Here is a 24,384-nt window from a genome sequence, read left to right as displayed (position 1 = left end):
AAGAGGTGATGGATGTCGGCGCTCAGCACCATTCGCCGAGCCCGGCGTGCGCTTGTCAGAGCCGGATGTTCGCGCGAGTACACTGCTGTCGGTCAGTCACCCTATAGAAGTGACCTATGGGGTGGATTGTGAAACGATATTTCCTTAACCTTTGCTACCCCGATAGGCTTGGCACCAATTTCAGGACCTGTCTCAGGAGTCAGAACTTTCAGGATCCGCCGAGTGAATGGCACTTCCCCAAGTGTTTCGGCGGTCCTTTTTTATCCAGCCGTCCCGACCGCGGCGTAAACGGTCGGTCGATAGGAGTGTGTCATGTCAGACGTACGTCATTCCCGAGTGATCATTCTCGGTTCCGGCCCTGCCGGTTACAGCGCTGCGGTCTACGCCGCTCGCGCCAACCTCAAGCCTCTGCTGATTACTGGCATGCAGGCTGGCGGCCAATTGACCACGACTACAGAAGTTGATAACTGGCCAGGCGACCCGCACGGCCTGACCGGTCCTGCGCTGATGGAACGCATGCGCGAGCATGCCGAGCGTTTCGAGACTGAAATCGTCTTCGACCACATCAACTCCGTTGATCTGGCCGGCAAGCCGTTCAGCCTTCAGGGCGACAGCGCAACCTACACCTGCGACGCACTGATCATCGCCACCGGTGCCAGTGCCCGTTACCTGGGTCTGCCTTCGGAAGAAGCTTTCATGGGCAAGGGGGTTTCTGCCTGCGCCACATGCGATGGTTTCTTCTACCGCAACCGTGAAGTCGCGGTGGTCGGTGGCGGTAACACGGCGGTGGAAGAAGCGCTGTATCTGGCCAACATCGCCAGCAAGGTGACTCTGGTTCACCGTCGCGAAACCTTCCGTGCCGAGAAGATCCTGATCGACAAGTTGCACGCACGTGTCGCCGAAGGCAAGATCGAGCTCAAGCTCAATGCCACGCTGGACGAGGTATTGGGTGACAACATGGGCGTGACCGGTGCGCGTCTGAAGAACAATGACGGGACCAGTGACGAGCTGAAAGTCGACGGCGTATTCATCGCCATCGGCCACACGCCGAACACCTCGCTGTTCGAAGGGCAACTGGCTCTGAAAGATGGCTACATGGTTGTGCACGGTGGCCGTGAAGGCAATGCGACTGCGACCAGCGTTGAAGGTGTGTTCGCGGCCGGTGACGTGGCTGACCACGTTTACCGTCAGGCCATCACCTCGGCTGGTGCAGGCTGCATGGCGGCACTGGACGTAGAGCGTTATCTGGACGGTCTGGCAAACGCCACGTTCTGATTGGCGTCCCCCCAAGCCTCTGCAACGGGTTCTCGTGCCAATGTGTTGGTACGAGAACCCGCCAGCTCAAGCCTTGCGCTTGAGCGGCTCGCCTTCGAATTTCACACCTGCCAGCCCATGTTTGATCAGCGCACGGATATTGCCGTGGTCGCTGCCTTCGGGCGTGGCTTGCACCGAGCGGTAGTGCTCGCCAAATGCCAACAGTGCCTCTTCATCGCTCAAACCTTCGAGTAGCGCCAGGCCAAGAGTCTTGCAAGACCCTTCGTTTTGCCCGGCAGCATTGTCGACGTCGCCGTTTCTGAACGGCTGAGGCTGATAATCGTAACCTTCTGCGATAAAGGCCAGGGTATCAGCGAACACATGCTCGCCGCTGCGCAGGCTGGTGCGCAGGGAGTTCAGATCAGTCATGTTTGGGTTCCTTGGCGAACGCCGTCTGTTGTTCGGCGTTTGCTTCTTTCTGGTATTGGGCTTTCCAGTCGCTGTACGGCATGCCGTAAACCACTTCGCGCGCATCATCAAGGCTGATGTCGATGTGCTTTTCATCGGCGGCGGCCTTGTACCACTTGGACAGGCAGTTACGGCAGAAACCGGACAGGTTCATCAGGTCGATGTTCTGGACATCCTTGCGGCTGTCCAGATGCGCGACCAGGCGACGGAAGGCTGCAGCTTCGAGTTCGAGGCGTTCTTGCTCGGTCATGACGGGCTCTTTTCAATAGACGGTTCGCGTCATGATAAGAGTTTCAGCGTTGACCGGCGAGCGTGATCGATACCGATTCGGCAAAGCGCAGCGCATGCGGCTTGTCGACTTCCACTTCGGCGTAAGTCACAGCCTTGTGGCTCATCACCAGGTCCAGCACTTCCTGCGTCAGTCTTTCCAGCAGGGCAAAACGGTTGCCCTCGACATGCTGAATGATGGCCTTGGTGATGGTGCGATAGTTGAGAGCATGCTCGATGTCGTTATCGCGAACGGCTTCCTGTGCGGCGTAGAGAATCGTCAGGTTGATCAGCACGTCCTGCTTGTTGACGATTTCGTCTTCGTTGATACCGATATACGTGCGCAGGCGCAGGTCTTTGACCCGGATGCGCGCGGTGCCAGGTTCGAGTCTTGCCATTATTGTCTGCTCCGTCCGATCAATTGCAGAAACTCCATGCGGGTGGTGCTCGAGTCGCGGAAGGCACCCAGCATCACGGAAGTGTTCATGGTCGAATTCTGTTTTTCGACACCGCGCATCATCATGCACATGTGCTTTGCCTCGATGACCACGGCTACACCTGCGGCCCCGGTGACTTGCTGAATGGCGTCGGCAATCTGTTTGGTCAGATTTTCCTGAATCTGCAGGCGACGGGCAAACATGTCCACAATGCGCGCGATCTTCGACAGGCCCAGCACTTTGCCGGTAGGTATATAGGCCACATGCGCCTTGCCTATGAATGGCAACAGGTGGTGCTCGCAGAGTGAATACAGCTCGATGTTCTGGACAATGACCATCTCATCATTGTCCGAAGCGAACAGGGCGCCGTTGACGATTTCGTCGACACTCTGGGTGTAGCCGTGACACAGATACTGCATCGCTTTGGAAGCGCGTTTTGGCGTGTCCAGAAGGCCTTCGCGGTCTGGATCTTCTCCAAGACCGAGCAGGATTTCCCGGTAATGCTGTGGCAGGGATGAGCTCATCAGAATGTTCCTCGGGGCGGCTTACTTGACGTGCCGTCCGCCGTTTACGGTCAGTGTTGTGCCGGTGACATAGGTGCTGTCCAGAAGGTAGCGCAGGCTCTGGTAGATCACTTCTGCACCAGGCTCTATGCCCAGGGCCGACTTGGCCAGGGCGTTGGCGCGGTAGGTCGCATCGTCCTTGGGTTGAAACATCAACAGCGCCGGTGCTATGCCGTTGACTTTGACAAGAGGGGCGAAACGGGCAGCGAAGGACAGCGTCAGGCTTTCCAGGCCGGCCTTGGTTGCGCAGTAGGCGATGTGCTTGCTGCTGCCCTTGCGGGTCACGTCATCGCTGATATGCACGATGTCAGCGACCTCACTGGCGGTCAGCAACGGCTCACAGTGCAGATTGATCAGGTAGGGCGCCAGCATGTGTACGCTGAACATGCGCGTGAAGTTATCGGCTTCCTCGCCCGGGTTTTCTGCCAGCCACTCGGAAGCATTGTGTACAACGGCGCGCAAGCTTGAAGTCTGGGTTTTCAGCAGATCGATGAACGCCATGATCCCGGTTTCGCACGAAAAATCGCCGTAGAGGGCCACCGCTCCGGCTTGGCGCAGTTCCGTCACGCTTGCGTGTTCAGTGCGATAACTGATGATGACCCGATGTCCATGCTCAAGCAGGCGCAAGGCGCAATGCAGGCCTACGCGCTGGCTGGCTCCGGTGATCAGAATCGGTGCAGAAGATAATGTCATCGACAGCTCACGTATCGGTTATCCACAGTGGACGGGGATTGTACGGTCGATTGTTTCTTCCGGTTTACAGGCAAAGTTATACCAGGGGATTTTTTTGTACAACCCTGGGCATCATGAAACTCGCCGAGGCAGTGCTCGCAGCCGCTGAGCACGGGGAGGCTGAGGGAGCGAGCGGGGCTGAGACGCGACCAAGACCTGTACCGAGGTGTAAAGGTGTACAGGTCTTTATGAGTCTAGCGAGGGGAAGGTGATTGCGTAGGGCGTACCGGTGCAGGCGTGCTCTGCAGCCAGGGTGCGAGCAGGCGCGTGGACAGCGGGATGAACAGGTAGACCATCAGCGGGGTGAGCACCGCTGTACTGATCATGATGCGCGGTAACAGGTCCAGATGATTGAGCAACGGGCCGAGTAGAAAGTTGAAGATCAGCGACACGGGGAAAAACGCCAGCCAGATCGCGACAGCCTGTTTCCAGCGTGGCGGACGCTGATCGATTGCGCCGAACCAGCCGTCGATGCCGCTGACCCGATGCTCCGAAGGTTGTGCGAAAAGACCGCTGCCGCGCACCAGCCAGGAGCGTCTTGAGGCGGAATGCTCCCAGGCGTGCATGGTGTGCTCATCGGTAAAGCGGAAAATGATCTGAAATTCATCATCGCCAGGCGGAGGAGCCAGCACACCGGAACCCAGATACCCCGGGAAATCCGTGGCCAACTGTTCGCCTTCGTGCAGCCAGGCCATCATTTCATGGTAGCGACCCTGTGCCACGCGGCGGGCGACCATCAAGGTGACGGGTGAGGTAGACATTGTGTATCTCCGGTAGAGGCGTGAGATTCCCGGGTAGGGAGGTCACATGCCGCGATCCGGGGTGGTGGGTCGCGACAGCTTCACTTGAAAAGCAAGCAAGGATTATTCCTGAAACGCTGACGGACCGGTAGAGCTTTGCGGTGTTGGCTGATTACTTGTGCAGGGACGGGTGCTTGCGGCGATGCTCTTGGAGGATGTACTGACGCAAGCGCTCGGCGTCGTCCTTGCCATGCTTGCTGAAGTGATAGGCGCCGAAACTGTGTTCGGTCATTCGCTCCAGCTTGCCACGCATCGGGATAGGAGCCTGACCTGGCGGGTTGAACCAGGCTGAGAAGTTTCTCGGCAGCTTGCCTTCCTTGCGGTACTCAAGCAGCACGCCCTTGAACGACAGCTCGTGAACCCAGAGCGCCGTCAATGCACCCTTTTCGGTCTCAAGCGGGATCGGCTCTTCAAGCACGAGCCGCCAGGGGCGAATCTTCGGGCCTTCCTCGAAAATACTCGGTGCGCCCAGTTCCAGATGCAGAGCATGGAATTCGTCCTCGACCAGATGCAGAGGGAAATTCATCTGCTGGTTTTCGAACTGCGCATGGATCGTGACCTGCTCGTGAGCAGCCAGACGTGTCAGCAGATCCTGAATCTGAACCCCGCCATTGACCAGAAGGCTACGCGTGCTGTCGCGCACGTTCAGCTTCGGATTGCGCTGCATGCTCTGGATAAAATCCAGTTCAGCCTGTGTGAGGAGAGAATCAGGTTGCATTGGCGGAAGGCTCGGTCTGACCGGTTATTGAGAACAAAGACCATTGATTCCGCAAGTTGTTCGGACCGCTCATCATATTTTTCCATTTTAATGTTTCAACTTGGCTGTGCTTTTTCCGTGCCGGCCAAAGGCAAAAGGGTCCGTAGAAAATTCAGATGGCATTCTAGGGCATAATGTTTCACTTTTTTTCAGCTGCTGCAGGAATAGCCATGAAAGTTGCCATCGTGTGTGGAACGGTTTACGGATCGGCCGAAGAAGTTGCCAGACACGCCTCTGCACTGTTGCGTGCCGCTGGTCACGAAACACTCGTCAACCCTAGGCTCGCGTTGCCTGATGTGCTGGCTTTCGAGCCTCAAGCCATCCTTGCGGTGACGTCGACCACCGGGATGGGTGAGCTGCCCGACAACCTCATGCCTCTCTATTCAGAGCTTCGTGATCTTTTGCCTGGCCAACTGCGTGGCTTGCCGGGTGGTGTGATCGCATTGGGTGATGCCAGCTACGGCGACACCTTCTGTGCAGGCGGCGAGCAGATGCGTGAATTGTTCGCTGAACTGGGTGTGAATGAAGTGCAGGACATGCTGCGTCTGGACGGAAGTGAAAGCGTGACCCCGGAAACCGACGCCGAGCCTTGGCTGGCAGCGTTCATCAAGCACTTGGGCTGAAATCATCCCGCTGCTTTATTGAGCATGATTCAGCACTGCGCGTGTTGATTGTGACTGGCAGGTGCCTGGACGACACTCATCGCAACGTTTCCTTTGATCCTGGAGCCTGCGATGAGTGAGTCAGTGCGTTTTGAAGATAAAGTCGTGATTGTGACGGGCGCAGGAGGCGGGCTGGGAAGGGCTCATGCGCTGCTGTTTGCACAGCACGGCGCGCGGGTAGTGGTCAACGACCTGGGCGGTTCTGCCCATGGCGAAGGGGCCAGTGCTTCTGCTGCCGATCGCGTTGTGGCCGAGATTCGTGAAGCCGGTGGCACCGCTGTAGCCAACCATGACTCGGTGACTGACGGCGGGCGCATAGTGCAACACGCGCTTGATGCCTTCGGTCGCATAGATGTGCTGGTCAACAACGCTGGCATCCTGCGCGACAAGACCTTCGCCAAAATGGAGGACGCCGACTGGGACCTGGTTTACCGCGTCCATGTCGAGGGCGCCTATAAGGTCACACATGCCGCCTGGCCATACCTGCGTGAGCAGAATTACGGGCGTGTGATCTTCACTTCATCGACATCCGGCATCTATGGCAACTTCGGCCAATCGAATTATGCAACCGCCAAGCTCGGGCTTTACGGACTGACTCGCACCCTCGCGCTGGAAGGCCGCAAGCACCGGATTTTCGTTAACGCCATAGCCCCGACCGGGGGCACGCGCATGACCGAGGGGCTTATTCCTGCCAACGTATTCGAGCTGCTCAAACCTGAACTGATCAGCCCGTTGGTGGTGTACCTGGGCAGCGAACAGTGTCAGGACAGCGGCGACCTGTTTGAAGTGGGCGGCGGCTGGATCGGCAAGGTCCGTTGGGAGCGCAGTCAGGGAGCATGCTTCGATCCGCAGGCAGGCTTCAGCCCCGAAGACGTTGCTGCACAATGGCAGACGATTGCTGATTTCGATCAGGCCGCGCACCCCGCCGACAATATCGAGGCGTTGAAAGAAATGATGGCCAATCTGCAGAAATACGCTAATTAAGCAGGTTCTGGGATACGAGGCGGCTTTGGAAAAGAAGTCTCTGTTAGGTGCACGATTTTATAACTGGTTAGTTATTTATCGGAATTGTTACCGTGTCCTGTAAGAACTGTCTTTTGGCTTTGTAGGCTCGGTATGGATTTTGGTGTGGCTATTAATTAGGCAGTTTTTGCTCCGATATGAAGTTTGAACGCATTCATATAGGGAGTATCTCGTGGGAAGAACAATGTGGGGTGACCTGCCACCGGTAACTGTCGCTGCGCCGCCTGAAAGACTCAAGCTCAAGAAGGCCGCAGCCCAGGTTAGCCAGGTGTTGCAGGAGGTCGGTGAGAACGCCGTTGCGCTCAACTCGCTGGCGATGGAAAAGCGTAAGATGAAGCCGCTGTTCAAGGGATTCAACCCTGAGCAGATTACGCCCAAGGACCTCAACAGGGCAGGGATGATCTTGTACAAGTTCGGCATGATCGACAATCATACGGCCGAACTCATGAGCCGAGCAGGCGATGAATTCGACAAGAAAGGCAAACTGGTCGACCCGAGCAAGGAAATCAATGCACTGGAATTCTTTGCCAATCGAATTATTGAAATGAAAGAAAAGGCAATGAGCGGAGACCCGTACGCCAAAGTGTTATTGCCTGATTACATTCGCACGATCCATATCATGCAGAATCTTCAGACGTTTGCCGAGTCGGGCGACAGTTACGAGATGCTCAAGATCAAGGACATGGAAAACAAGGGGCTGGTCAAAAAAACACCAAACGCCAAGGCGTGAGGGTGTTTCGACACTAAAACGTCCGGCAATAAAAAAGGCCGCTGCATGGATAGCCACGCAGCGGCCAAACAAAACGCAGGATCAAGGGAGCTTGCAAATCCACGTCGATTTAACGGGCGCAGGTTACCTGCCATTACTGTTCTGAAAAATCCCCGTACAGGATATGCAGCATTACTCCGCAGGTAATAATTCGCGGGGAATGTGCAAGGGCGTCAGTGAACGCTGTGGTTCGCCGGCAACCGGCTCAGGCGCTCGGCAAGCTCGATTCGTTGCAGCGGGTCTTCGCTGAGCAACAGCGCGCGCTCCAGGTCGAAACGTTCGGCCTGCGGGCATTCAAGGCGTTGATAAAGGCTGGCGCGGGCCAGGTGATCTCCGCTGGTTGCCTGACCCAGCTCGACGATGCGGTCGGCGTCCTTGAGCGCAGCGAGAAAGTCATCGTTGATCTGATGCAGATGCCGCAGGTTACGCGACAATCGCTGCAGCATGCTGGTGGGTGTTGCGCGTGTCATGTGTTCGGCGCGCAGTTGCATGGTCGGGCCGAATTGCCGGATCAACAGCTCGCGGCAGTCTCTTGGGTAAAGCCTGCGTCCGCTGCAGGGGTCGAGCAAATGATCGGCGCCCGGCACGCGCAGCAGAAAGTGGCCTGGAAAGTTCACGCCCTCCAGCGCAATCTCCAGCCGCCGTGCAATCTCCAGCGCGATCAGTGCCAGCCCCAATGGCTGGCCGCGACGCTGCTGCACGACCTTGTGCAGCAGCGCCGAGTCGGGTTTGGGCGGGTTCCAGTCATCTTGCTGAAAACCCAGCGCATTGAGTTGTCGTAAAAGCGGTTGCGCGAGTTCGGGGGCAGGCAAGACCGGCAGCGCAGCGTCGATCTGGCGCTGTAGCTGGTCCATGTCGCTGATCACCGCATGCCGGGCAAAGTGTGCGTCATGCTCGCTCGACACCCATAGCGCTGCTTCAAACACCGAGGGCGGTGTCTGTTGCAGACAGGCCAGGCAATGCTGACGTGGAGTCATCGACCGCTCCGTGCAACTGAAAATCCAGTAGGAAGACTCTTTGTAGCCCCGCGCGGGAATTTCGTCCAGCGCCAGTTGTTTCTACTTGTTCAGGGCTTTTATCAAGTCGGGCGTCACATAGTGCGGACCGTCGAACAGGTACAGCGGATAGCCATCGAAAGCCGCTATTTGCGGTTTCAGTTCGGCAGCCGTCGCCGGTCGGAAACCTCCACCCACTTGCGGGCGAAACGCTTCGACGATGATTCTGACGCGATTTTTGCCCAGCCGTTTACGTAACGCGTCTGCGTAGGTTCGGGCAACCGGAGCGGTGCGCGCATAGACACCCACACCGTCCTGAAAGAACACGCCGATATCGTCCGGCAGCCAGGTTTTCAGCCAGTCCGCAGTGGCGGCGGGGCCGATGTTGGCACCATCGTAGACGCTGATCCATAACGGCCTGGGCAGCTTCGCCAGCAGCGCGGGTAATTCCTTGGCGCGACTCCAGCTGGGGTCGACCTCGGCCGGGAAATACCAGCCGGTGACATTGAGCGGCGTTTTCACTTTGGCCAGTTGTGCCGAAAGCACTGCCAACTGTTCGATATTGTCCCTTGAGCGGTTTTCGCTGAAGTACCCGGCCAGCCCGAGAATCACCTCCTGCGCCCAAGGTTCCTTGCTGATCCGCGCCCAGTCCGGCAGCACCGGCACGTTGGCCATCTGGGTACCTGGTATGAACGACTGGTCATCGACCGCCGTCCATTGCACGAGCAACTGCCGTGCGCCGAGTTTGTCCCAGTTGCCGCTTATCCCCACCGTTGCGTTATCCGGTTGCCAGACGATGCCGACAATTCCCGGCCCACTGGGCTGTATCAGTTGATACAGCTCGCTGGAGACGAGGGTCAGCGCACCTACCAGGGCGGCTGCCAGCGAGGTCTTGATCAATGCTGTCTGTCGTAGCAGTGCGGCCAAAGCCTTCAAACATTACTCCCTGATGGATGACTCGCGATTGTCACCACGAGAATGTCATGCGTGCGAACACGCCTTCTGCGCGGTCGTCGCCAAAGACTTTCTCGCGGTACTGCACCGAGAAGTCGACATACGACTGTGGCGCTTTGTACGTGTCCTCGCGAAACCAGTAGCGCAAGCCGGTGCCGACACCCAGCCCGCCAGCGTTGCCGGATGACGTACTGCTGCGGCCACTGCTGTCGACTTCGCTGCGCATCTTCGAATCGTAATCCACTGCGGCGACCACGTGTGGAAACACCACCAGTCTGGGGCTGATGCTGTCCAGACGAAAGCTGCGTCCGACCTGCCATTCACTGTTGAAATAGTTGCGCTTGTCCTGCAAATAACGGCCGCCCTCAGCATACAGCTGCGAGGTCCACCAGCTGGGCACGTCGACGCGCAAATCAGTACCGATGCTGGAACCATAGCCCAGACGTACCAGCCAGTCGCCGTCGGCGTTGGAGTTGCCCAACGGAAAGGTACGCTCAAAAGCACCGATGACGTTGACTGAGCTGAACGGTTTGACCCGGATACCGAGCGCGCCCTGCAAGGCGTCCGCGCCTGTGTCGGAGTCGCCTTCCTTGCTCCACAGCGTGTCGGTGACGCGTCCGTAAAGTTCGACGAAGCGCGCGTTACGGTAACCGAAGGGTCGCCAGAACACTTCGGTGCTGTTCTGCACACTGTCAGTGTTGCTGCTCGGCGCGCCGTTCAGGCCGCTGCTGGTGCTGGCACCGCGGTACGTCGTGGTGTTGGTCAAACCCCATTCACGGGAAAGATCGGAAACGGCGCGCCGGGTATCGAACACCTGTTGCGCGGGCATCTGCAAATCACCGGCCTGCTGATAGTCGAGCACGCGTTTGAAGTAGGCGATGGCCTGTGCGTCGTCTGGTGTACGCATGGCGCTGTAGGCTGCGTCCTGAACTTCACGCGGCTTGAGCCCGGAGCTGCGGTCGACCCGTTTGAACTCGTCCAGCGCGCCACGATCGTCGCCCGCCTGGCTTAGGAAATAGGCAATCTGCACTTCATCGCCGGGTTGCAGTTCGCCCGCATCGCGAGCTTTCTGCAGGCGTTGCAGCGCCTCGCTCGGCTGGCCCATCGCTGCGTACAAGGAAGCTTGCTCGCGCAGTGGCAGATTACCCACGGCGAGTGCCTGAGCGAAGTCCTGACGCGCACCGTCCTGATCGCCCAGGCGTTGACGCATTTGTCCACGCTGGACGAGCAGGGTGGCGTCGTTGCCATTGAGCGCCAGTGCTTCGGTGGCCGCAGAGCGCGCTTCGGCATACTGCCCTTGAGCGATCAATGCGCTGACCAGTAGCTTGCGATAGGCCATCTGTTTGGGAAAACTGCGCACAGCCTCCCGCGCCTCGCTGACAGCGGTGTCGTTATCTCCGCGTGCCAGTGCCTTATAACCAGAGGCTGCCTTATCGACTGCTGCCTGTTCCTGAATCGCTTGCCGACGACGAGTCAAAACCGGCTGTGGACCGACTGCCTGCTCTGCATCGTTGATGGCCAGCTGTGCTTCGTCCAGACGCTGCTGACGTTGCAGCGCCTCGATCAGCATCATGCGGTAATCAAGATTTTTCGGTGCCTGTGCGATGGCCTTGCGCGCATGGTTTGCCGAGCCGTCGTAGTCGCGATTGGCATACGCACGCAGCGCCTGATTTCCCTCCTGGTAGCCCGGTTTTGGGCGAGCCTTGGGGAAGCGCTGAGGGTGATCGCGTCGGTATTTGTCGCGTTCGGCCAGGGCAATCAGATCGCGCAACTGATCGGCATCCGCACGCTGACGCAACGCTTCGCGCGCCTTGGCGATGGCCAGGTCGTAGTCCTTGCGGTTGTAGGCCATGTAGGCTTCGTTGGCGATGGCGTAGGCGGGTCCGGTCAACGGCAAGGGCAGTGTTTCCGCCTGGCTGAGCGGTGCAACAAGACCCAGGCCGCTCACCAGCAGCGACAGGATGAAGGGGCGCTTCATAGTGGCTGCTCCGTATGATCGTCAGATCGGTAATGGTTGTGTTGACGCGCCACTGCCTGCTCGATGGTTTCTCGGGGCAGCACGCCGATGTCGACCAGGTAATCGCCGATCCGGCCATGCACATGCGGGCGGTAGCCGAGCATGGCTTTCTGGAATACTTCGCGGTCCAACAGGCCTTGCTCGATCAGCAGGTCGCCCAGCAGCGGGGCAGTGGCTGGCAATGGTTGGCCCTCGACTACCTGAAGCTGACGCAACTGCGCGACGATGTCGCTTTCACGCGCAATCAACTGCACCGGCTCGGCACCCAGTTGCTCGGTAATCTGTTGCAGACCTTCATCCGTCAACGGGCTGGCCACGGCAATTTCCTGACGGCCCAGCGCATTCATTTGCAACGGTACAACGCGCCAGCGCAGGCAGAACTCATCGGCCAGGACACTGGTTGCCGAACGTTTGCCAGCGACGTCGAAGACCCGCGGCAGGTCGTTCTGGAAGGCGATGGCCTCAGCCAGGGTCTCGTCATCGAGCCAGCCATGGCTCAACAGAATCCGGCCCAGTGGCACTTGGCGAGTCTGTTGCTCAGTCAGCGCGGTCTGCAGTTTTTCGTCGTTGATGGCCTGCCATGAGATCAGCACGCTGCCCAGACGACGTGGCGCGACGGCGACCAGATCGGTAGACGGAAAGTCATGCATGGTCTTGTCCCAGACCAGCTTGCGGTTGAGCACTTTGCCCACCAGAAACATGCGCCAGGCGCGTGCCGCAGCCATGAAGTTGACGAAGTTGCCCACCACCATGCGCGGTATCGACAACAAGCCGTGCTGCCAGCCGTAAAGCACGGTAGTGAAGTAGCAGCGGTGCAGGATCCGCCACAGCAACGCGATGCCGTTGGCCACCAGCAGGTACTGAATCAGACCTGTGGTTTCAAACGGGGTCGGAAAGCTGGTGTTCCACAGTCCGCTGGAGCGCAGCACAATCAAGGCCAGCAATTGAATGAGGATAAAGTAAGCGAGGATGCTGACGAACGAAGTCACTACGCCCTTGCGATCCCGAAACAGCAGGTAACGGTTGGCCAGCGACCCGGTCCAGCCCATTTGCTCCCAGCCCTGCAGGCCGATGCCCAGAGTCCAGCGCGCTTTCTGGCGAAAGGCGGTACGGAAGGTGTCCGGGAAAAATTCACGCACACACAGCGGCATTTCCAGCGTCGACTCATACGGCTTGCGGAACCACGATTTGCGCAACACCCGAAATTGCACCGGGAAGCGCACAAAGATCGCCTGCATACCGTATTTCGCCAGCCGAGCGCCTACATCGTAGTCTTCAGTCAGGCTTTCGGTATTGAAAGGCTGGTTCTGGTTTTCATCGGCCAGCACCATCAGTGCACGTCGCGAGAAGCAGGTGCCGACGCCAGCCGAAGGCACGGTATCAGTCATGCTTTCGCGCACGACCAAATCCTTGCCGTGCCATTCGGCAAACTCGTCCATGTAGGTGCCTGCAACCCATTCGTACCAGTTGCGCTCCAGTGACACGACCGGCAACTGGATCATGTCCTTGCGTGGCAGCAGGTAATTGAACAGGCGCAGTTCAAGCGGGTGCAGCACATCTTCGCTGTCGTGCAGGATGGTCCCGGCGAACTGTACGGCGTGAGTCTTTTCATACAGAAAAATCGCCTGGATGACCCAGTTCAGGCAGTCGGCCTTGCAGGTCGGGCCGGCGTGCGGCACTTCCACGCGGTGCAACTGCTTGTAACGGCGACGCATGCGCTCCACTTCATCGATGGTGCGCTGGTCGTTGATGTAGGTGCCGACGAACACAACGTAGTTCTGGTAATCGAGCGTCGACACCATGTTTTCGATCATCGGCGCGATGACGTCGTATTCCAGCCAGGCCGGGACCATGATTGCCAGCGGCTGCTCGTCGCGGGCAATCAACTGCTCGGCGGTCAGTGGCCGGTAGCGGCGTTCGGCGGTGAACTTGCGGTACAGCCGCCTGGCCCAGTACCAGATATCGATGAACAGGTCATCGATACTCGATACCAGGATAATCAGCCCGACAACGATCGTCGCGACTTCCAGCACGCTGTAGTAATGGGCCAGCCAGTAAGGCCAATAGAGCGACGTCATTGCGGCGGCCCGTTACGAGCGATTGCGACGGGCGCTACGGCCAGCCAGCAACAGGATGAGAAAGAGTACGATGCCAGCCGGAATCAGCCACAGCAGCGACGGTTTGCGCCAGGCGTCGAGGCCAGTGCTTTGCTCGTCTTCGATCATCTGGCTGCCGGTCGGGTCCTTGGCGTCGAAGGTGGCGATCGGGCCGTTGTCAGCCAACAGCGTGGCGTTGCCGCGCTCCAGCAGTAGCGGGCGCTCGAAAACCGGGGCCTGACCGCCAAGCGTGCGATAGATCATGCCGTGCTGGCCGCCCGCGTCGATCACTTGCAGCGAGGCCAGGTGGTTGAGGGATTTGAGGTCGAGCAGCGTCTGCTCTTTGTGATTGATCAGCAGATGCCCGTCGTTGCTGGCCTTGACCGACTCGACGCCATCCTTGACTGGCAGTTCGAACGCCAGAAACGCTTTGGCGGGCGTCACGGCTACGCTGGCGTCATCGCTGACGCTGAGTTGCGCACGCAGCGGCGAGACACCGGAAGCGCTGGCGACGCGGATCACTTGCGGCAGGCTGCTGGCCGGGCGCTCGAGATAGGCCTTGGGCACCATTATCTGAGTGTCCGTAGCGAAGCGTGCTGCCATGCCCGAAAAGTTTTCGTCAGGCGTGACCTTGTCCAGTACCACATGGCTGGTCGGCAATACCGAGATCGGGAACGCCTGTGGCGTCTCCAGGCACTGGTTGCTGACCGGCTGACGCTGGAACGAGACGCGCAAGGTGTTCTGCGCTGCCAGTGCATATTGCGGAATTCTTGCTTCGATGCGCTCTTTCTTGCCATCGGCAGTCAGTTGCATCGCACCGATCAGGTAGTCGTTGAGAAACAGCGTCGCAACCGGTGGCGTTCCGGATGCGCCGGGGGCCGCAGCAACATCAATCATCGCGGTTACCGGTACGCGCCCGTCATAGGCCACGCTGCCCAGCGGGAACGAGGCGCTCCAGTCGGTTTTAGCCAGCACATCCACCGTGCCGGGCTTGCCGCCCAGGCGCGTCAGCGCTACGCGACCGTCTTCGCTGAGTGGCATTGCGGTTTCTTCACCGATGGTCAACTGGCGATTGCGCGCCAGTTTGTTCCACGCAGAACTGAACAGGCCGATGGCCTTGTTCGCCGACTCCGGCTTGATCATCAGCAGCGCGCGATTGCCCAGCAGGGCCAGACTCACGTCTTCGCTGCTGTTGGCGAGCGGTTGCTTGATATGACGTTCGCGCCACTGGCCCAGTGCTGCGGCGGCGGTTGCGTCAAGTCCTTGTACCTGTGCCTGAAGGGCGTTCAGAGCGTCGTCGATTGCCTTGAGCAGTTGCGGATCGCTGATCGCAAGATCGCCCTGCAATGCCGGGGTCTGGCCAAGCATCAGCAATGCGCCGATCTGCGCCGGGTCGAGCAAGGTGTATTGGCCTTTGCCGTCAAGGCTGGCGAATGCCGGAATCTGCTTGAGTTCTGCCGGAATATTCAGGCCGCTCAGGTCCACACTGTCCTGCACGGCAGGAAACGGCAGGATACGCGCCTGTTTACCGATGCGTTCCAGCGCTACGCCAAGACGCCAGGCGGCGTCGTAGCTGGCGCTCGACAAGGTGCCGGGGGCGACCAACAGGCCAGGTTTGCCGGGCAGTGCATTCCACGCCGCACCCACATCCTGCAACTTGCTGGCGTCATAGCCGTAAGTCAGGCGCGTGTGCGGATCAATGCGCAGCACATTGCCGATGGCGCGTTCGTCTTCGCAGAGCACTTTCGAGATCACCGAGGACCAGGCAATGCCCAGGCGCACCGAGCCGCTTTCCCGGGCTGCCTTGTCGACGCCCAGTACGGCACTGGCATTACCCTGTTCTTCGTTGAGGCCCAGCGCGCGCACCGGATAACCATCCAGCGACAGTAGCAGCGTGTTGCGGCCTGCTTCGCCATTCAGATAGCTGGCGTCAAAATTCAGCGTCGCATCCGTCAGCGGCACATTGGCGGGCACCGGCAGGTAAAGCTCACGGCGCGCATCAGTGGCACTGAGAATGATCGGGCGATCGATGCCCAGTTCCCGCAGCTCGATCACTCGCTCCTGACGACTGTCGGCAGTGATTCGGTTGATCGCCTGGGTCAACGGGCTTTCGGCAGCCAGGGCAAATGCAGGCATCAGAGCCAGCAGGCTCATCCCGCAGGCAAGGACGTTCAACGCGCCCATGTTTACGGCAACGGAAGATTTCATCGTGCAGATCTCGGTAAAGGCTCAAGGCCATTGGGTCTTGATACAGGCTGCCGGTCTGCTACAACGTTTTTCGGGCACTCGGTGTGAACCGGGTGCCCGTATCGTCTGCGGACTGCTTCCTGCGGATATGTTTGGTGTTCTTTTGCGCTACCTGCGCGTGTTCTCGCTAACCTGCCATCGAGCGCATCTGGTTATGCTGGTGCTGAGGCTGAGGCTGGATAAGCGTGTCGAGCTGCACATCGACCGGGTCGGTGCGATAACGCGGCAGCTCGGCGACAAATTCATCCACCGGACGACCCATCAGGGCATCGACGATGCGCGCACTGGCCTTGCCGTCGCCGTAAGGGTTGGCGGCATGGGAGGCTCTCTGCCACAAGGCGTCGTCATCAAACAGGGCGTTCACGCCACTAATGATCGCGTCGGTCTCGGTGCCTACCAAACGTACAGTACCCGCTGCGACTGCCTCGGGACGCTCGGTGACATCACGCATGACCAGCACCGGCTTGCCCAGCGACGGCGCTTCTTCCTGCACGCCGCCGGAGTCGGTAAGGATGACGTGGGCGCGTTGCATCAGGCGCACGAACGACAGGTAATCCAGAGGCTTGATCAGGTGCACGTTGGGCAAATCGCCCAGGTGCTCGGTGACCGGCCCCAGAACGTTGGGGTTCAGATGCACCGGGTAGACGATTTGTATGTCGTCGCGTCGGGCCAGTTCGCCCAGCGCCTTGCAGATATTCAGGAAGCCGTCGCCAAAATTCTCGCGCCGATGCCCGGTCACCACCAACACCCTGCGTTCAGGTACCAGAAACGAAAACTGGCGATCCAGTGCGTGGCGCAACTGGCGGTTGCTGTCGATCCGCTGAGCGGTCAGGTGCAGGGCGTCGATCACGGTATTACCGGTCACGAACGAGATACCTTGCAGGCGCTCGCCCAGCACGTTGCGGCGCGACTCGGCCGTCGGTGCAAACAGATGATCGGAGATCAGATCGATGCAACGACGGTTCATCTCTTCAGGCCACGGCTGACGGATATCGCCAGTGCGCAGGCCCGCTTCGACGTGGCCGATGGGAATACGTCGGTGAAAGGCTGACATGGCCGCCACCATTGCTGATGTGGTGTCGCCATGAACCAGCACCTTGTCCGGTTTCATCTCGTCCAGAATCGGATCGATAGCTGCGTAAAGCGCCGCGGTCAGGGAGTTCAGAGTCTGATCGGGGCGCATCACATCAAGGCTGTAATCGGCCTTGAGCTCGAACATGTCCAGCACCTGTTGCAGCATGCTCTGATGCTGTCCGGTGATGCAGATTCTCGAATCGATACCCGGCTCTGCGGCCAGTGCTCTGACCAACGGAGCCATCTTGATGGCCTCTGGACGAGTGCCGAATATGGAAAGGACCTTCATCCTCGGTTGCTGACCAGCCATTATTTCCTCCCGCGCTCTGAGCGCGCCGCGCAATAGCAAAGCCAGGCTGAGAGCAGCGTGACCAGCTGGCGAGTTAATGAGTTTCTCGGGCGGGGAAGATCGGAGTGCATAGCTCGATATTCACTTCAATGTGATGTAGCAATGTGCCTTGTTACCCGGAATTGTCGGGATTATTAGCAGAACAAAATAATAAAGCAAAATGTTTTATTAACTATTTTTCAAAGTAATAGTTTTCAGGAACTTTGGTTTTTCAGGATGGTCAGTTCAGGGTTATAACTTTTGAAAAATCCGTTTTGCCCAATGAATACGGGGGTTTTGCGGGCGCATGATAGCGTCGGTCAGGCTGTTTTCAAAGGACGCTAATGTGCTGAAAGTCGCCATGATGGCAAAAAGTTCCAACAAAAATCGCCGTGCTGTGGCGTGCATCACTACAGCAGAATACTGACGCCTGATTAATGACAGGAAAAGCGAAGGGGTTCACAAAAATGGCGCTGATATAATGACAGTGTGGAACTTTGCTTTTGTATCGAGTTTGATGCGCTGCAGGTGAACGAGATGTTAAGGAATAGCTTACATACCGCTAAAGTTAAGTGAGCTGCACTATTGAGTTGTAGCAGCAATGCGGACAGTTGCCCAGTTATTAAATGAGAATGATTAGCGAACCCCTCCAAATGAGGGGGTCGCGGTGCAGAACGCAATCAGCCTTCCGACTCGGCAGGCTCCGACAGCTCGCTGAGCGCAGTCGCGTTGTTTTTGAAGGCGGCGGCAAAGACGGCGCGATTTTTCGCCATGTAGATACTCGCATCCTCTGCATGCTTCTCCGAGATCCCCGGCACGTTCTTGATCAGGACGTCGGTGAGAAGCTCGGCCAGCTCGAGCATTTGATCGTGCGCATCGGCGAGTTTACGGTCCACGAAAGTAGTCTCCAGATCGCGGGTACTGCGGTAAAGGGTTTCAACAGCCATTTTGGCCTCGTCGTGTTATCCAGTGTTGAAAGGGCTAGACCCGGACGTTCAGCGCTTCACGCTCTGACCAGCGGGTATGCAAAAGCATTGATCCTGCAAGACCAGCATGCCGGTCAGGTGTAGCGGGGCGCTGCATGCATATCCATATGAGGGTCTGCATGAAGGCCGCTCTCCGACGCATCGGCGTTGAAGGTGATTTCTTGATTACTGTGTTTTTATACAGTAAAAAGCCTGCACCAATCAACCCCTCCCTGAATAGTGGCGTTTAAGCATCTTTTTTGCGCTGCAAATGTGCCTTGCGACAACCCGTCGCGCTCTCAACCATAGCCTATGGCCCTGTTCCTGCTTTAAAAAGCAGGCCACTAAAGGTGTCACCAGTACCCGGCATCATCCGGTCGGCATAAACGAAGGTTCAGAGGTAGAGCGTCATGGGAAACAAATGGGCAGTAAAGATAAGACACCGCGTGCATGGCCAGGCCGAGTCACTGGGTAATCTCTGCGTCGAGAGCTTTCACTTTCTGGCGCTGTTCGCGATTGGCGCGATCACTGCCTGGGCATCAGTGGTTGCGTTCCTGGGCATGGTCGAGAAAGGCAACGTCACGGTCGATGACATCCTGCTGCTGTTCATCTACCTGGAACTGGGGGCGATGACCGGGATTTATTTCAAGACCAACCACATGCCCGTGCGCTTCCTGATCTACGTTGCGATCACTGCACTGACCCGCCTGCTGATTTCCGACGTGTCCCACCACAACCCGCCGGACATCGGCATCATCTACCTGTGTGGCGGCATTCTGTTGCTGGCGTTTGCAATTCTGGTGGTGCGCTACGCGTCGTACAAATACCCGTCGGCGAAGATTCCCGATTCGTCCAGTTCGGTCAAAGGCGCTGTGACCGAAGAGAAAGGCGAGGTCTGATCGAGACACTGGCGGCATCGGTGATCGACGCCGCCAGTAGGTTGCTATGGAAGTCGCCTGTCAGTTAAGCCACACACCGGCATGCCAGTGCCAGCCGTCTCCGGCGCTTTCCCAGTGCGGATGCACGTAGTGGTAGCCAGGTCGTTCCGCCTCCCAGTGACCATGAACCGGCACGAAACGCTGCCCGTTCCAGTGCCAGTAACCGCGCGCCCAGATGTAGCCGGGACGAGGCGCTGGTTCTACTTCGATTACCCGCTCAGGGGGTGGTTGCGGGGCGATGACTTCTTCGACGTATTCATGATGTACGTGTGGTCGCTCATGGACCACCCGCTCTTCGACACAGCCTGACGCTATCGCAAGTGATGCGATCAATACCCCATACCTTAAGAACATGTTGCCTCCTCGGAATCATCCGCAGGTGCAGTGGCGCTGAACGCAGTGCCCAGTCGCTCGAATGTTTCTGCGCAAGGATTGTTGTAGCAGGATGTATCTGTACTTTTGCTGAAGAGGCGGGAGGGAGTTTGATGGCGAAGTGCCTGATTTTTCAGGCCTTGCAGGCTGCATAAGGGGGCATGGCGAGTATGGGTTTTTTCTTGAAGTTGATGACCAATCGGCCGCGATACACGCCGCTGAAGATATTCAGTTAACGTAACTGATGAAAAACGGCATCAATGAATTCCATCCCGATTCAGCGCCATCAAAGGCACTGAATCGGAAGAAGAAAGCGCCCGTCAAACCCCGGCATTCACCGCGGCCTGATTCTGCGACCACAGACCATTGGCCGGGCCAGGTGTCTTTTTGAGCGTGGCACCATCAGTCATCGCTGCAAGAATCTTGATCGCGCTTTCGCCACGCTCGATGGCGATGCCGAATTGCACGCTTTCGATAAGCTTGCGCAGGCGTTGCGGGTCATTGCGTTGCGCTGCGCTGATCAGACGCTTGGCAACGACTCCGCATTCGTTGGACAGGGTCAGCATGATGCTGCCGTCCAGCCCTTGAATGCTCAGATTCACCCGATAGTCGGGGTGAAAAGTGTCCGTGATCATCTGAAAAGGATTGTCCATATCATTCACCTGCTCAATGGTCTGCATAAGTTGACCGGGTAATAGTCCTTTTGGTTCTCGACGACTGATCAGCGGTTGCGTTACTCCTTCGCCTGCTGCTGACAGTTTGCTGTCGTCTTTCGCGTGGATGACAGGTTTCGTTTGAGACGCTTTAACGAGTCCGCGCCGGGAAGTGGCCCTCCTGATGGCCAGCCTCGTAGCGCGTACTGCAGGACATTGCATGGTTCGGGCCATATTGCATGTGTGATGCGCGATAAGCCGCTGAACGGGAGCCCATTGCAGTTGCTTCACGGCTTGTTTGGCTTCAATGCGAACCGGTGATTTGGTTGGCAAAAGAGCTCTTGAAGAGGCGCGAAGAACACGTCCCTGACATGGCCTGCTCCTTTCGCGAATGCAGTTTGCGTACGACTTTTTCGAGTGATTGTCTGACACTCCGACAACCGAATTCTGGCGTCAGAGATTCGTAAAGACGGGTCAAAACCGTACTCGCCTGCTGCCCAGGTCCTGACGTTGAGCGTCTTGCTGCAGAGCGGCAGGGTGAGTGTTGAACGCTTGTCGGTTTGAAGGGCTGACCCGCCTGCTCATGTAGGCAAGGGGCATGATTTTTTGCTCGCCTATGGCTGTCAGGTGCCGTGCTCGGACTGCCCGGTGCTGAATGTTAAATTCGATAGACGGCAACCGGCGATCGAGATCGCTGCGAGGCGAGCGATGGGGCAAGGTGGCCAAAGCTGTGCAGCGAGCGTTTGTGGTGCGCACTGATTGGGGCACAACCGTGTGTAGGGCACGCTGGTCGACAGATTGTCGGCGTGCGTGGAGCGCTGCGTTTGCCTGCTCATGGGGAACAATCCATGGCAAACAAAAAGGGCGAACCGTTGCCGGTTCGCCCTTTTTTTGCAAAACGTGTCAGTGGAACATCAGGTCAGACGAGCGGCTTCTTTCTCCTGCTCTTTTTCCAGAAATTCTTCTTCGAGCAGCGCGTCCGGGCTGACCGGATCTTCATCCTGCTCGGCGATGATCGGTGCGGCACCTCGTTTGCCGCGCAGCTTGCCAAACAGATGCTCGAGGGCGTGATCGAGTTTTACAGCAGCGCCATCCACAGCCTGATCTACCGTATCGGCCTTGTGGGAAACAGAAATAGGTTGGTGTCCTTTGGGGCGAGCTTCCATCTGGCACTTGATGTCGTGCGGGCCAGGCTTGTCGCCGTTTTCGTCGCGGATGTGGACTTCCACGCGGGTCAGGTTTTCATCGTAGTGTTCGAGCGTGCTTTCAACGGTGGTACGAACCCACTCCTCCAGTCGGATACTGCTTTCGATGTGATTATCGCTATTGACCTGGATTTGCATAGTTAATCCTTATTAGGGCTTGCTCGTGCGAGGCTGGACTACGTGATTCCTTGCGGAATCGATTTCGTTTGCGCTCATTCACAGTGTTGGCGGCAATGGCCTGACAATTCAACCCCAATGTGTAAGAAATATTTCGCAGCAAAAAATGGCCGCCCTGATTCAAGGCTGAGAATCAGGAGCGGACGCAGGGCGTCCAGAACGGCACCCCCCCCCACGCGGAGCGTGAGGAACGAGAGGTGTCCGGGAGAACATTTCTCTCACGCTCTGGCGTCCGGGAACTAGAATGCGACCGACGTTTGTACGTACACGGTGCGCGGTTCGCCGACGTATTTGCCGCGGTTGTTGTCGTCGAACGAGCGGGTGTAGTACTGGCGGTTGAAGATATTCTTCATCCCGACCGCTACGTTGAGGTCCGACAGTTGCGGGCCGAAATCGTAGTTGGCGCGGGTGCTGAACAGCATGTAACCAGGGATCTTGCCAGTGCTGCCGTCGGCGCTTTCGGCCGCTGTGTTGGCGTTGTCGGCGAACTGGTCGCTCTGGAAAGAGCTGTCAAAATTCAGCTTCCACGGCCCTTCGGTGTAGCTGACGCCCATCGTTCCTTTGTGTTTTGACGAGAACGGCACGCGGTTGCCTTTATTCGGGCCGTCTTCACGGATTGTCGCGTCAACGAAAGCGTAGCTCGCGTAGACATCGTAACCGGCCAATACCGGGCTCAGGCCTTCCAGCGCATAGTTGACGCTGGTCTCGATCCCCTGATGACGCGTCTCGCCGCGTGCGATCACGGTGTCGTTGGTCTGATTGCTGTCGTACTGGTTATCGAAGTTGATCAGGAATGCACCGATCTCGGCTCGCAGGTTGCCGTTGTCGTAGCGCGTACCCAGTTCCCAGGTGCGGGCTTTTTCCGGTTTGACTTCATCGCCGGTAACGCGGTTGGGCATCTGGCTGTACTGCACGCTGCCGAACGAGCCTTCGGTGTTGGCGTACAGGTTCCAGGTGTCGGTCAGGTGATAAAGCACATTCAGCGCTGGCAGTGCGGTGCTGTAGTCGCCTTGATAGCGGGCGTTGGTCAGGTTGTTGTTCTGCGCGGTGTCGATCATCTCGTAGCGAACGCCGGGCGTGATGGTCCACTTGCCGATGTCGATACGGTCATCAATGTAGAACGCATGCGCTTCAGTCGCGCCGCGGGTGTCACGGTCGTTGCGGCTGGCGGTGGTCGGCAGGTTACCGGTCACCGGTTCGCGATAGCGCAGTTCGTGACCCGCTTCGTTGACGTAGCGGTAGCCGACGCCCACTTCATGCCAGGTCTCGCCCAGTGCAAAGCCTTGCGAGAAGCGCGTTTCCAGACCGCGTACCCAATATTCGCGGGGCGACAGGGAAACGAAGCTGCCCTGATCCAGATAGCCGCTGCGCAGGGTTTTGGTGAAGAACGTGTTGGCGGTGAAGACGCGCGCATCCTCTTCATAGCGGTAGCCGAAGTTGAACATGGTGCGACGGCCCCAGAACTTGTCCTTCAGACGCGTCGACTGGTACGGATCGGCATCGTAATCCCTGACGTTCAGGCCGCCGGGCATCTGCGCTTCGCCATCGTAATACTGCGCCATGGCATTGAGGCTGTTGGCTTCGTCGATCTGGTATTTGCCCTTGAGGATCAAGTCGTCGATCTGGGTATAGCTGTGCTCGCGCCAGTCACCGCCGCGTACGCCGGAATACAGAATCGCGCCGCCCAGACCATTGTCCGCCGTACCACCTGCCAGCAGGTTGCCGGTGGTCTTGAAACCATCGTGGCTGGACGACGGGCTGGTTTCGGTCTGTATGCCGCCTTTGAGGGTAGGTGCGTCGGGGATGGCACGGGTCACGAAGTTGACGATACCGCCCACGTTCTGCGGCCCGTAACGCACCGCACCACCGCCACGCACCACATCGACTGCGTCCATGTTGCCCATGCTGATCGGCGCGAAGGACAGCTGCGGCTGACCATAAGGTGCGAACGGCACCGGGATGCCGTCCATCAATACGGTGGAGCGTGACGCCAGACGCGGGTTGAGGCCACGAATGCCGAAGTTAAGCGCCATGTCGTGGCTGCCGGTGCCGTTGTTGTCCGGGGCATTGACGCCCGGGATGCGATTGAGCACTTCACGCGCCGAGGTTGCGCCGACACGCTCGAATTCTTCACGACGGATCACATCACGTGCGCCGGGGTGTTCGAAAACGTTGGTCTGCTGCGCGGCACCCAGCCAGTCGCCGACCACGGTGGACACACCCAGCTCGATAGGCGCGCCAGCAGCATTGACCGGTTGCAGGGTGAAGCCGTTATTGCCGTCGGCCAGGGCCTGCAGCCCGGTGCCTTCGAGCAACGCATTGAGGCCCTGCTCGGGCGTGTACTGACCTTCCAGGCCTCGGCTCTTCAGGCCGCTGGTGATTTGCGAACCATAGGAAATCAACACACCGGACTCTCGACCGAACTGGCTCAGCGCAGCTTCAAGCTCGCTTGGCGCAATGTGATACGCCTTGGGTGCCACCTCGGCAGCTTGCGCCATCGACAGACTGCCGACCGAAAGGCTGGCACCGAAAATGACATGGCGCAACGTACGCACCAGCGGAGAAAGTTGGGTAGGGCGGGCTGACATGCAGGAGTCCTTTGACCGGAAGGTTGAGAGAGGCTTTCACTGT

Annotated in this window: 23 protein-coding genes; 5 read left to right on the top strand and 18 right to left on the bottom strand. The window is 58.2% G+C overall.

Annotated features, from left to right (window positions below):
* The first annotated feature begins 312 nt into the window (after positions 1 to 312).
* On the top strand, positions 313 to 1,275 hold the full coding sequence (gene trxB, locus AO068_RS16045; protein ID WP_004659967.1) for a thioredoxin-disulfide reductase: 963 nt from the start codon (positions 313 to 315) through the stop codon (positions 1,273 to 1,275).
* Between the two features lie 66 nt (positions 1,276 to 1,341).
* Here the strand turns inward: trxB and AO068_RS16040 are convergent, their stop codons facing one another.
* From AO068_RS16040 to AO068_RS16010, 7 genes are all read right to left on the bottom strand, one after another.
* Positions 1,342 to 1,683 carry a HopJ type III effector protein gene (locus AO068_RS16040; protein WP_058400589.1) on the bottom strand — a complete coding sequence of 114 codons (342 nt, stop codon included), beginning with the start codon at positions 1,681 to 1,683 and terminating at the stop codon, positions 1,342 to 1,344.
* Positions 1,676 to 1,972, bottom strand: a complete 297-nt coding sequence (locus tag AO068_RS16035; RefSeq protein ID WP_058400590.1) for a DUF1244 domain-containing protein — start codon at positions 1,970 to 1,972, stop codon at positions 1,676 to 1,678. The genes AO068_RS16040 and AO068_RS16035 overlap by 8 nt, the downstream gene beginning before the upstream one ends.
* A 43-nt stretch (positions 1,973 to 2,015) precedes the next feature.
* Positions 2,016 to 2,387, bottom strand: a complete 372-nt coding sequence (gene folX / locus AO068_RS16030) for a dihydroneopterin triphosphate 2'-epimerase (RefSeq protein WP_002552214.1) — start codon at positions 2,385 to 2,387, stop codon at positions 2,016 to 2,018.
* Positions 2,387 to 2,950: a GTP cyclohydrolase I FolE gene (gene folE, locus AO068_RS16025; protein WP_058400591.1), complete on the bottom strand. Its 564-nt coding sequence runs from the start codon at positions 2,948 to 2,950 to the stop codon at positions 2,387 to 2,389. Before folE ends, folX begins: the two co-directional genes overlap by 1 nt.
* 21 nt (positions 2,951 to 2,971) lie before the next feature.
* The gene (folM, locus tag AO068_RS16020; protein ID WP_058408870.1) at positions 2,972 to 3,682 is read right to left on the bottom strand and encodes a dihydromonapterin reductase; all 711 of its coding nucleotides are present in this window, start codon (positions 3,680 to 3,682) and stop codon (positions 2,972 to 2,974) included.
* Positions 3,683 to 3,915: 233 nt separating this feature from the next.
* Positions 3,916 to 4,482, bottom strand: coding sequence for a hypothetical protein (locus AO068_RS16015; protein WP_058408869.1), 567 nt, complete (start codon positions 4,480 to 4,482; stop codon positions 3,916 to 3,918).
* 151 nt (positions 4,483 to 4,633) lie between these two features.
* Positions 4,634 to 5,239, bottom strand: a complete 606-nt coding sequence (locus AO068_RS16010; protein ID WP_002552218.1) for a hypothetical protein — start codon at positions 5,237 to 5,239, stop codon at positions 4,634 to 4,636.
* A gap of 209 nt (positions 5,240 to 5,448) precedes the next feature.
* On the opposite strand from AO068_RS16010, the gene AO068_RS16005 reads away from it, so the two are divergent.
* The 3 genes from AO068_RS16005 to AO068_RS15995 all read left to right on the top strand — a co-directional run bounded on the left by AO068_RS16005 (position 5,449) and on the right by AO068_RS15995 (position 7,693).
* The gene (locus tag AO068_RS16005) at positions 5,449 to 5,901 is read left to right on the top strand and encodes a flavodoxin (RefSeq protein WP_002552219.1); all 453 of its coding nucleotides are present in this window, start codon (positions 5,449 to 5,451) and stop codon (positions 5,899 to 5,901) included.
* Between the two features lie 111 nt (positions 5,902 to 6,012).
* The gene (locus AO068_RS16000) at positions 6,013 to 6,924 is read left to right on the top strand and encodes an SDR family oxidoreductase (protein WP_058408868.1); all 912 of its coding nucleotides are present in this window, start codon (positions 6,013 to 6,015) and stop codon (positions 6,922 to 6,924) included.
* Between the two features lie 223 nt (positions 6,925 to 7,147).
* Complete coding sequence (locus AO068_RS15995) at positions 7,148 to 7,693, top strand: hypothetical protein (RefSeq protein ID WP_058400594.1); 546 nt, start codon at positions 7,148 to 7,150, stop codon at positions 7,691 to 7,693.
* Positions 7,694 to 7,905: 212 nt separating this feature from the next.
* On the opposite strand, the gene AO068_RS15990 is transcribed toward AO068_RS15995, so the two are convergent.
* The 7 genes from AO068_RS15990 to AO068_RS15960 form a co-directional block, all read right to left on the bottom strand.
* Positions 7,906 to 8,709: a SirB1 family protein gene (locus AO068_RS15990; protein ID WP_058400595.1), complete on the bottom strand. Its 804-nt coding sequence runs from the start codon at positions 8,707 to 8,709 to the stop codon at positions 7,906 to 7,908.
* An 81-nt stretch (positions 8,710 to 8,790) separates the two neighbouring features.
* The gene (locus AO068_RS15985; protein WP_058400596.1) at positions 8,791 to 9,663 is read right to left on the bottom strand and encodes a hypothetical protein; all 873 of its coding nucleotides are present in this window, start codon (positions 9,661 to 9,663) and stop codon (positions 8,791 to 8,793) included.
* A 31-nt stretch (positions 9,664 to 9,694) separates the two neighbouring features.
* Entirely contained in the window at positions 9,695 to 11,659 is a 1,965-nt protein-coding gene (locus tag AO068_RS15980) for an NfrA family protein (RefSeq protein WP_058400597.1), read from the bottom strand.
* Entirely contained in the window at positions 11,656 to 13,776 is a 2,121-nt protein-coding gene (locus AO068_RS15975; protein WP_058400598.1) for a glycosyl transferase family protein, read from the bottom strand. Before AO068_RS15975 ends, AO068_RS15980 begins: the two co-directional genes overlap by 4 nt.
* Positions 13,777 to 13,788: 12 nt before the next feature.
* Positions 13,789 to 16,002 carry a cellulose biosynthesis cyclic di-GMP-binding regulatory protein BcsB gene (locus AO068_RS15970; RefSeq protein ID WP_058408867.1) on the bottom strand — a complete coding sequence of 738 codons (2,214 nt, stop codon included), beginning with the start codon at positions 16,000 to 16,002 and terminating at the stop codon, positions 13,789 to 13,791.
* Between the two features lie 166 nt (positions 16,003 to 16,168).
* Positions 16,169 to 17,425: a non-hydrolyzing UDP-N-acetylglucosamine 2-epimerase gene (gene wecB, locus AO068_RS15965; RefSeq protein ID WP_058400600.1), complete on the bottom strand. Its 1,257-nt coding sequence runs from the start codon at positions 17,423 to 17,425 to the stop codon at positions 16,169 to 16,171.
* A 698-nt stretch (positions 17,426 to 18,123) separates the two neighbouring features.
* Positions 18,124 to 18,390, bottom strand: coding sequence for a YebG family protein (locus AO068_RS15960; RefSeq protein WP_005615333.1), 267 nt, complete (start codon positions 18,388 to 18,390; stop codon positions 18,124 to 18,126).
* 428 nt (positions 18,391 to 18,818) lie between these two features.
* On the opposite strand from AO068_RS15960, the gene AO068_RS15955 reads away from it, so the two are divergent.
* The gene (locus AO068_RS15955) at positions 18,819 to 19,307 is read left to right on the top strand and encodes a phosphate-starvation-inducible protein PsiE (RefSeq protein ID WP_054077840.1); all 489 of its coding nucleotides are present in this window, start codon (positions 18,819 to 18,821) and stop codon (positions 19,305 to 19,307) included.
* 60 nt (positions 19,308 to 19,367) lie between these two features.
* Here AO068_RS15955 and AO068_RS26190 read toward each other — a convergent pair whose 3' ends face one another.
* From AO068_RS26190 to fecA, 4 genes are all read right to left on the bottom strand, one after another.
* Positions 19,368 to 19,700 carry a YXWGXW repeat-containing protein gene (locus AO068_RS26190; RefSeq protein WP_002552229.1) on the bottom strand — a complete coding sequence of 111 codons (333 nt, stop codon included), beginning with the start codon at positions 19,698 to 19,700 and terminating at the stop codon, positions 19,368 to 19,370.
* Positions 19,701 to 20,038: 338 nt separating this feature from the next.
* A complete protein-coding gene (locus tag AO068_RS15945; protein ID WP_004663953.1) occupies positions 20,039 to 20,371 on the bottom strand; it encodes a DUF3509 domain-containing protein in 333 nt (110 codons plus the stop codon).
* Between the two features lie 914 nt (positions 20,372 to 21,285).
* Positions 21,286 to 21,714 carry an HPF/RaiA family ribosome-associated protein gene (locus AO068_RS15940; RefSeq protein ID WP_002552231.1) on the bottom strand — a complete coding sequence of 143 codons (429 nt, stop codon included), beginning with the start codon at positions 21,712 to 21,714 and terminating at the stop codon, positions 21,286 to 21,288.
* A gap of 278 nt (positions 21,715 to 21,992) precedes the next feature.
* The gene (gene fecA / locus AO068_RS15935) at positions 21,993 to 24,341 is read right to left on the bottom strand and encodes a TonB-dependent Fe(3+) dicitrate receptor FecA (RefSeq protein WP_058408866.1); all 2,349 of its coding nucleotides are present in this window, start codon (positions 24,339 to 24,341) and stop codon (positions 21,993 to 21,995) included.
* Positions 24,342 to 24,384 lie beyond the last annotated feature (43 nt).

The sequence above is a fragment of the Pseudomonas sp. ICMP 3272 genome (assembly GCF_001466905.1).
GTDB classification, from domain to species: Bacteria; Pseudomonadota; Gammaproteobacteria; order Pseudomonadales; family Pseudomonadaceae; genus Aquipseudomonas; species Aquipseudomonas amygdali.
This window is presented reverse-complemented; position numbering and strand designations above follow the sequence as displayed.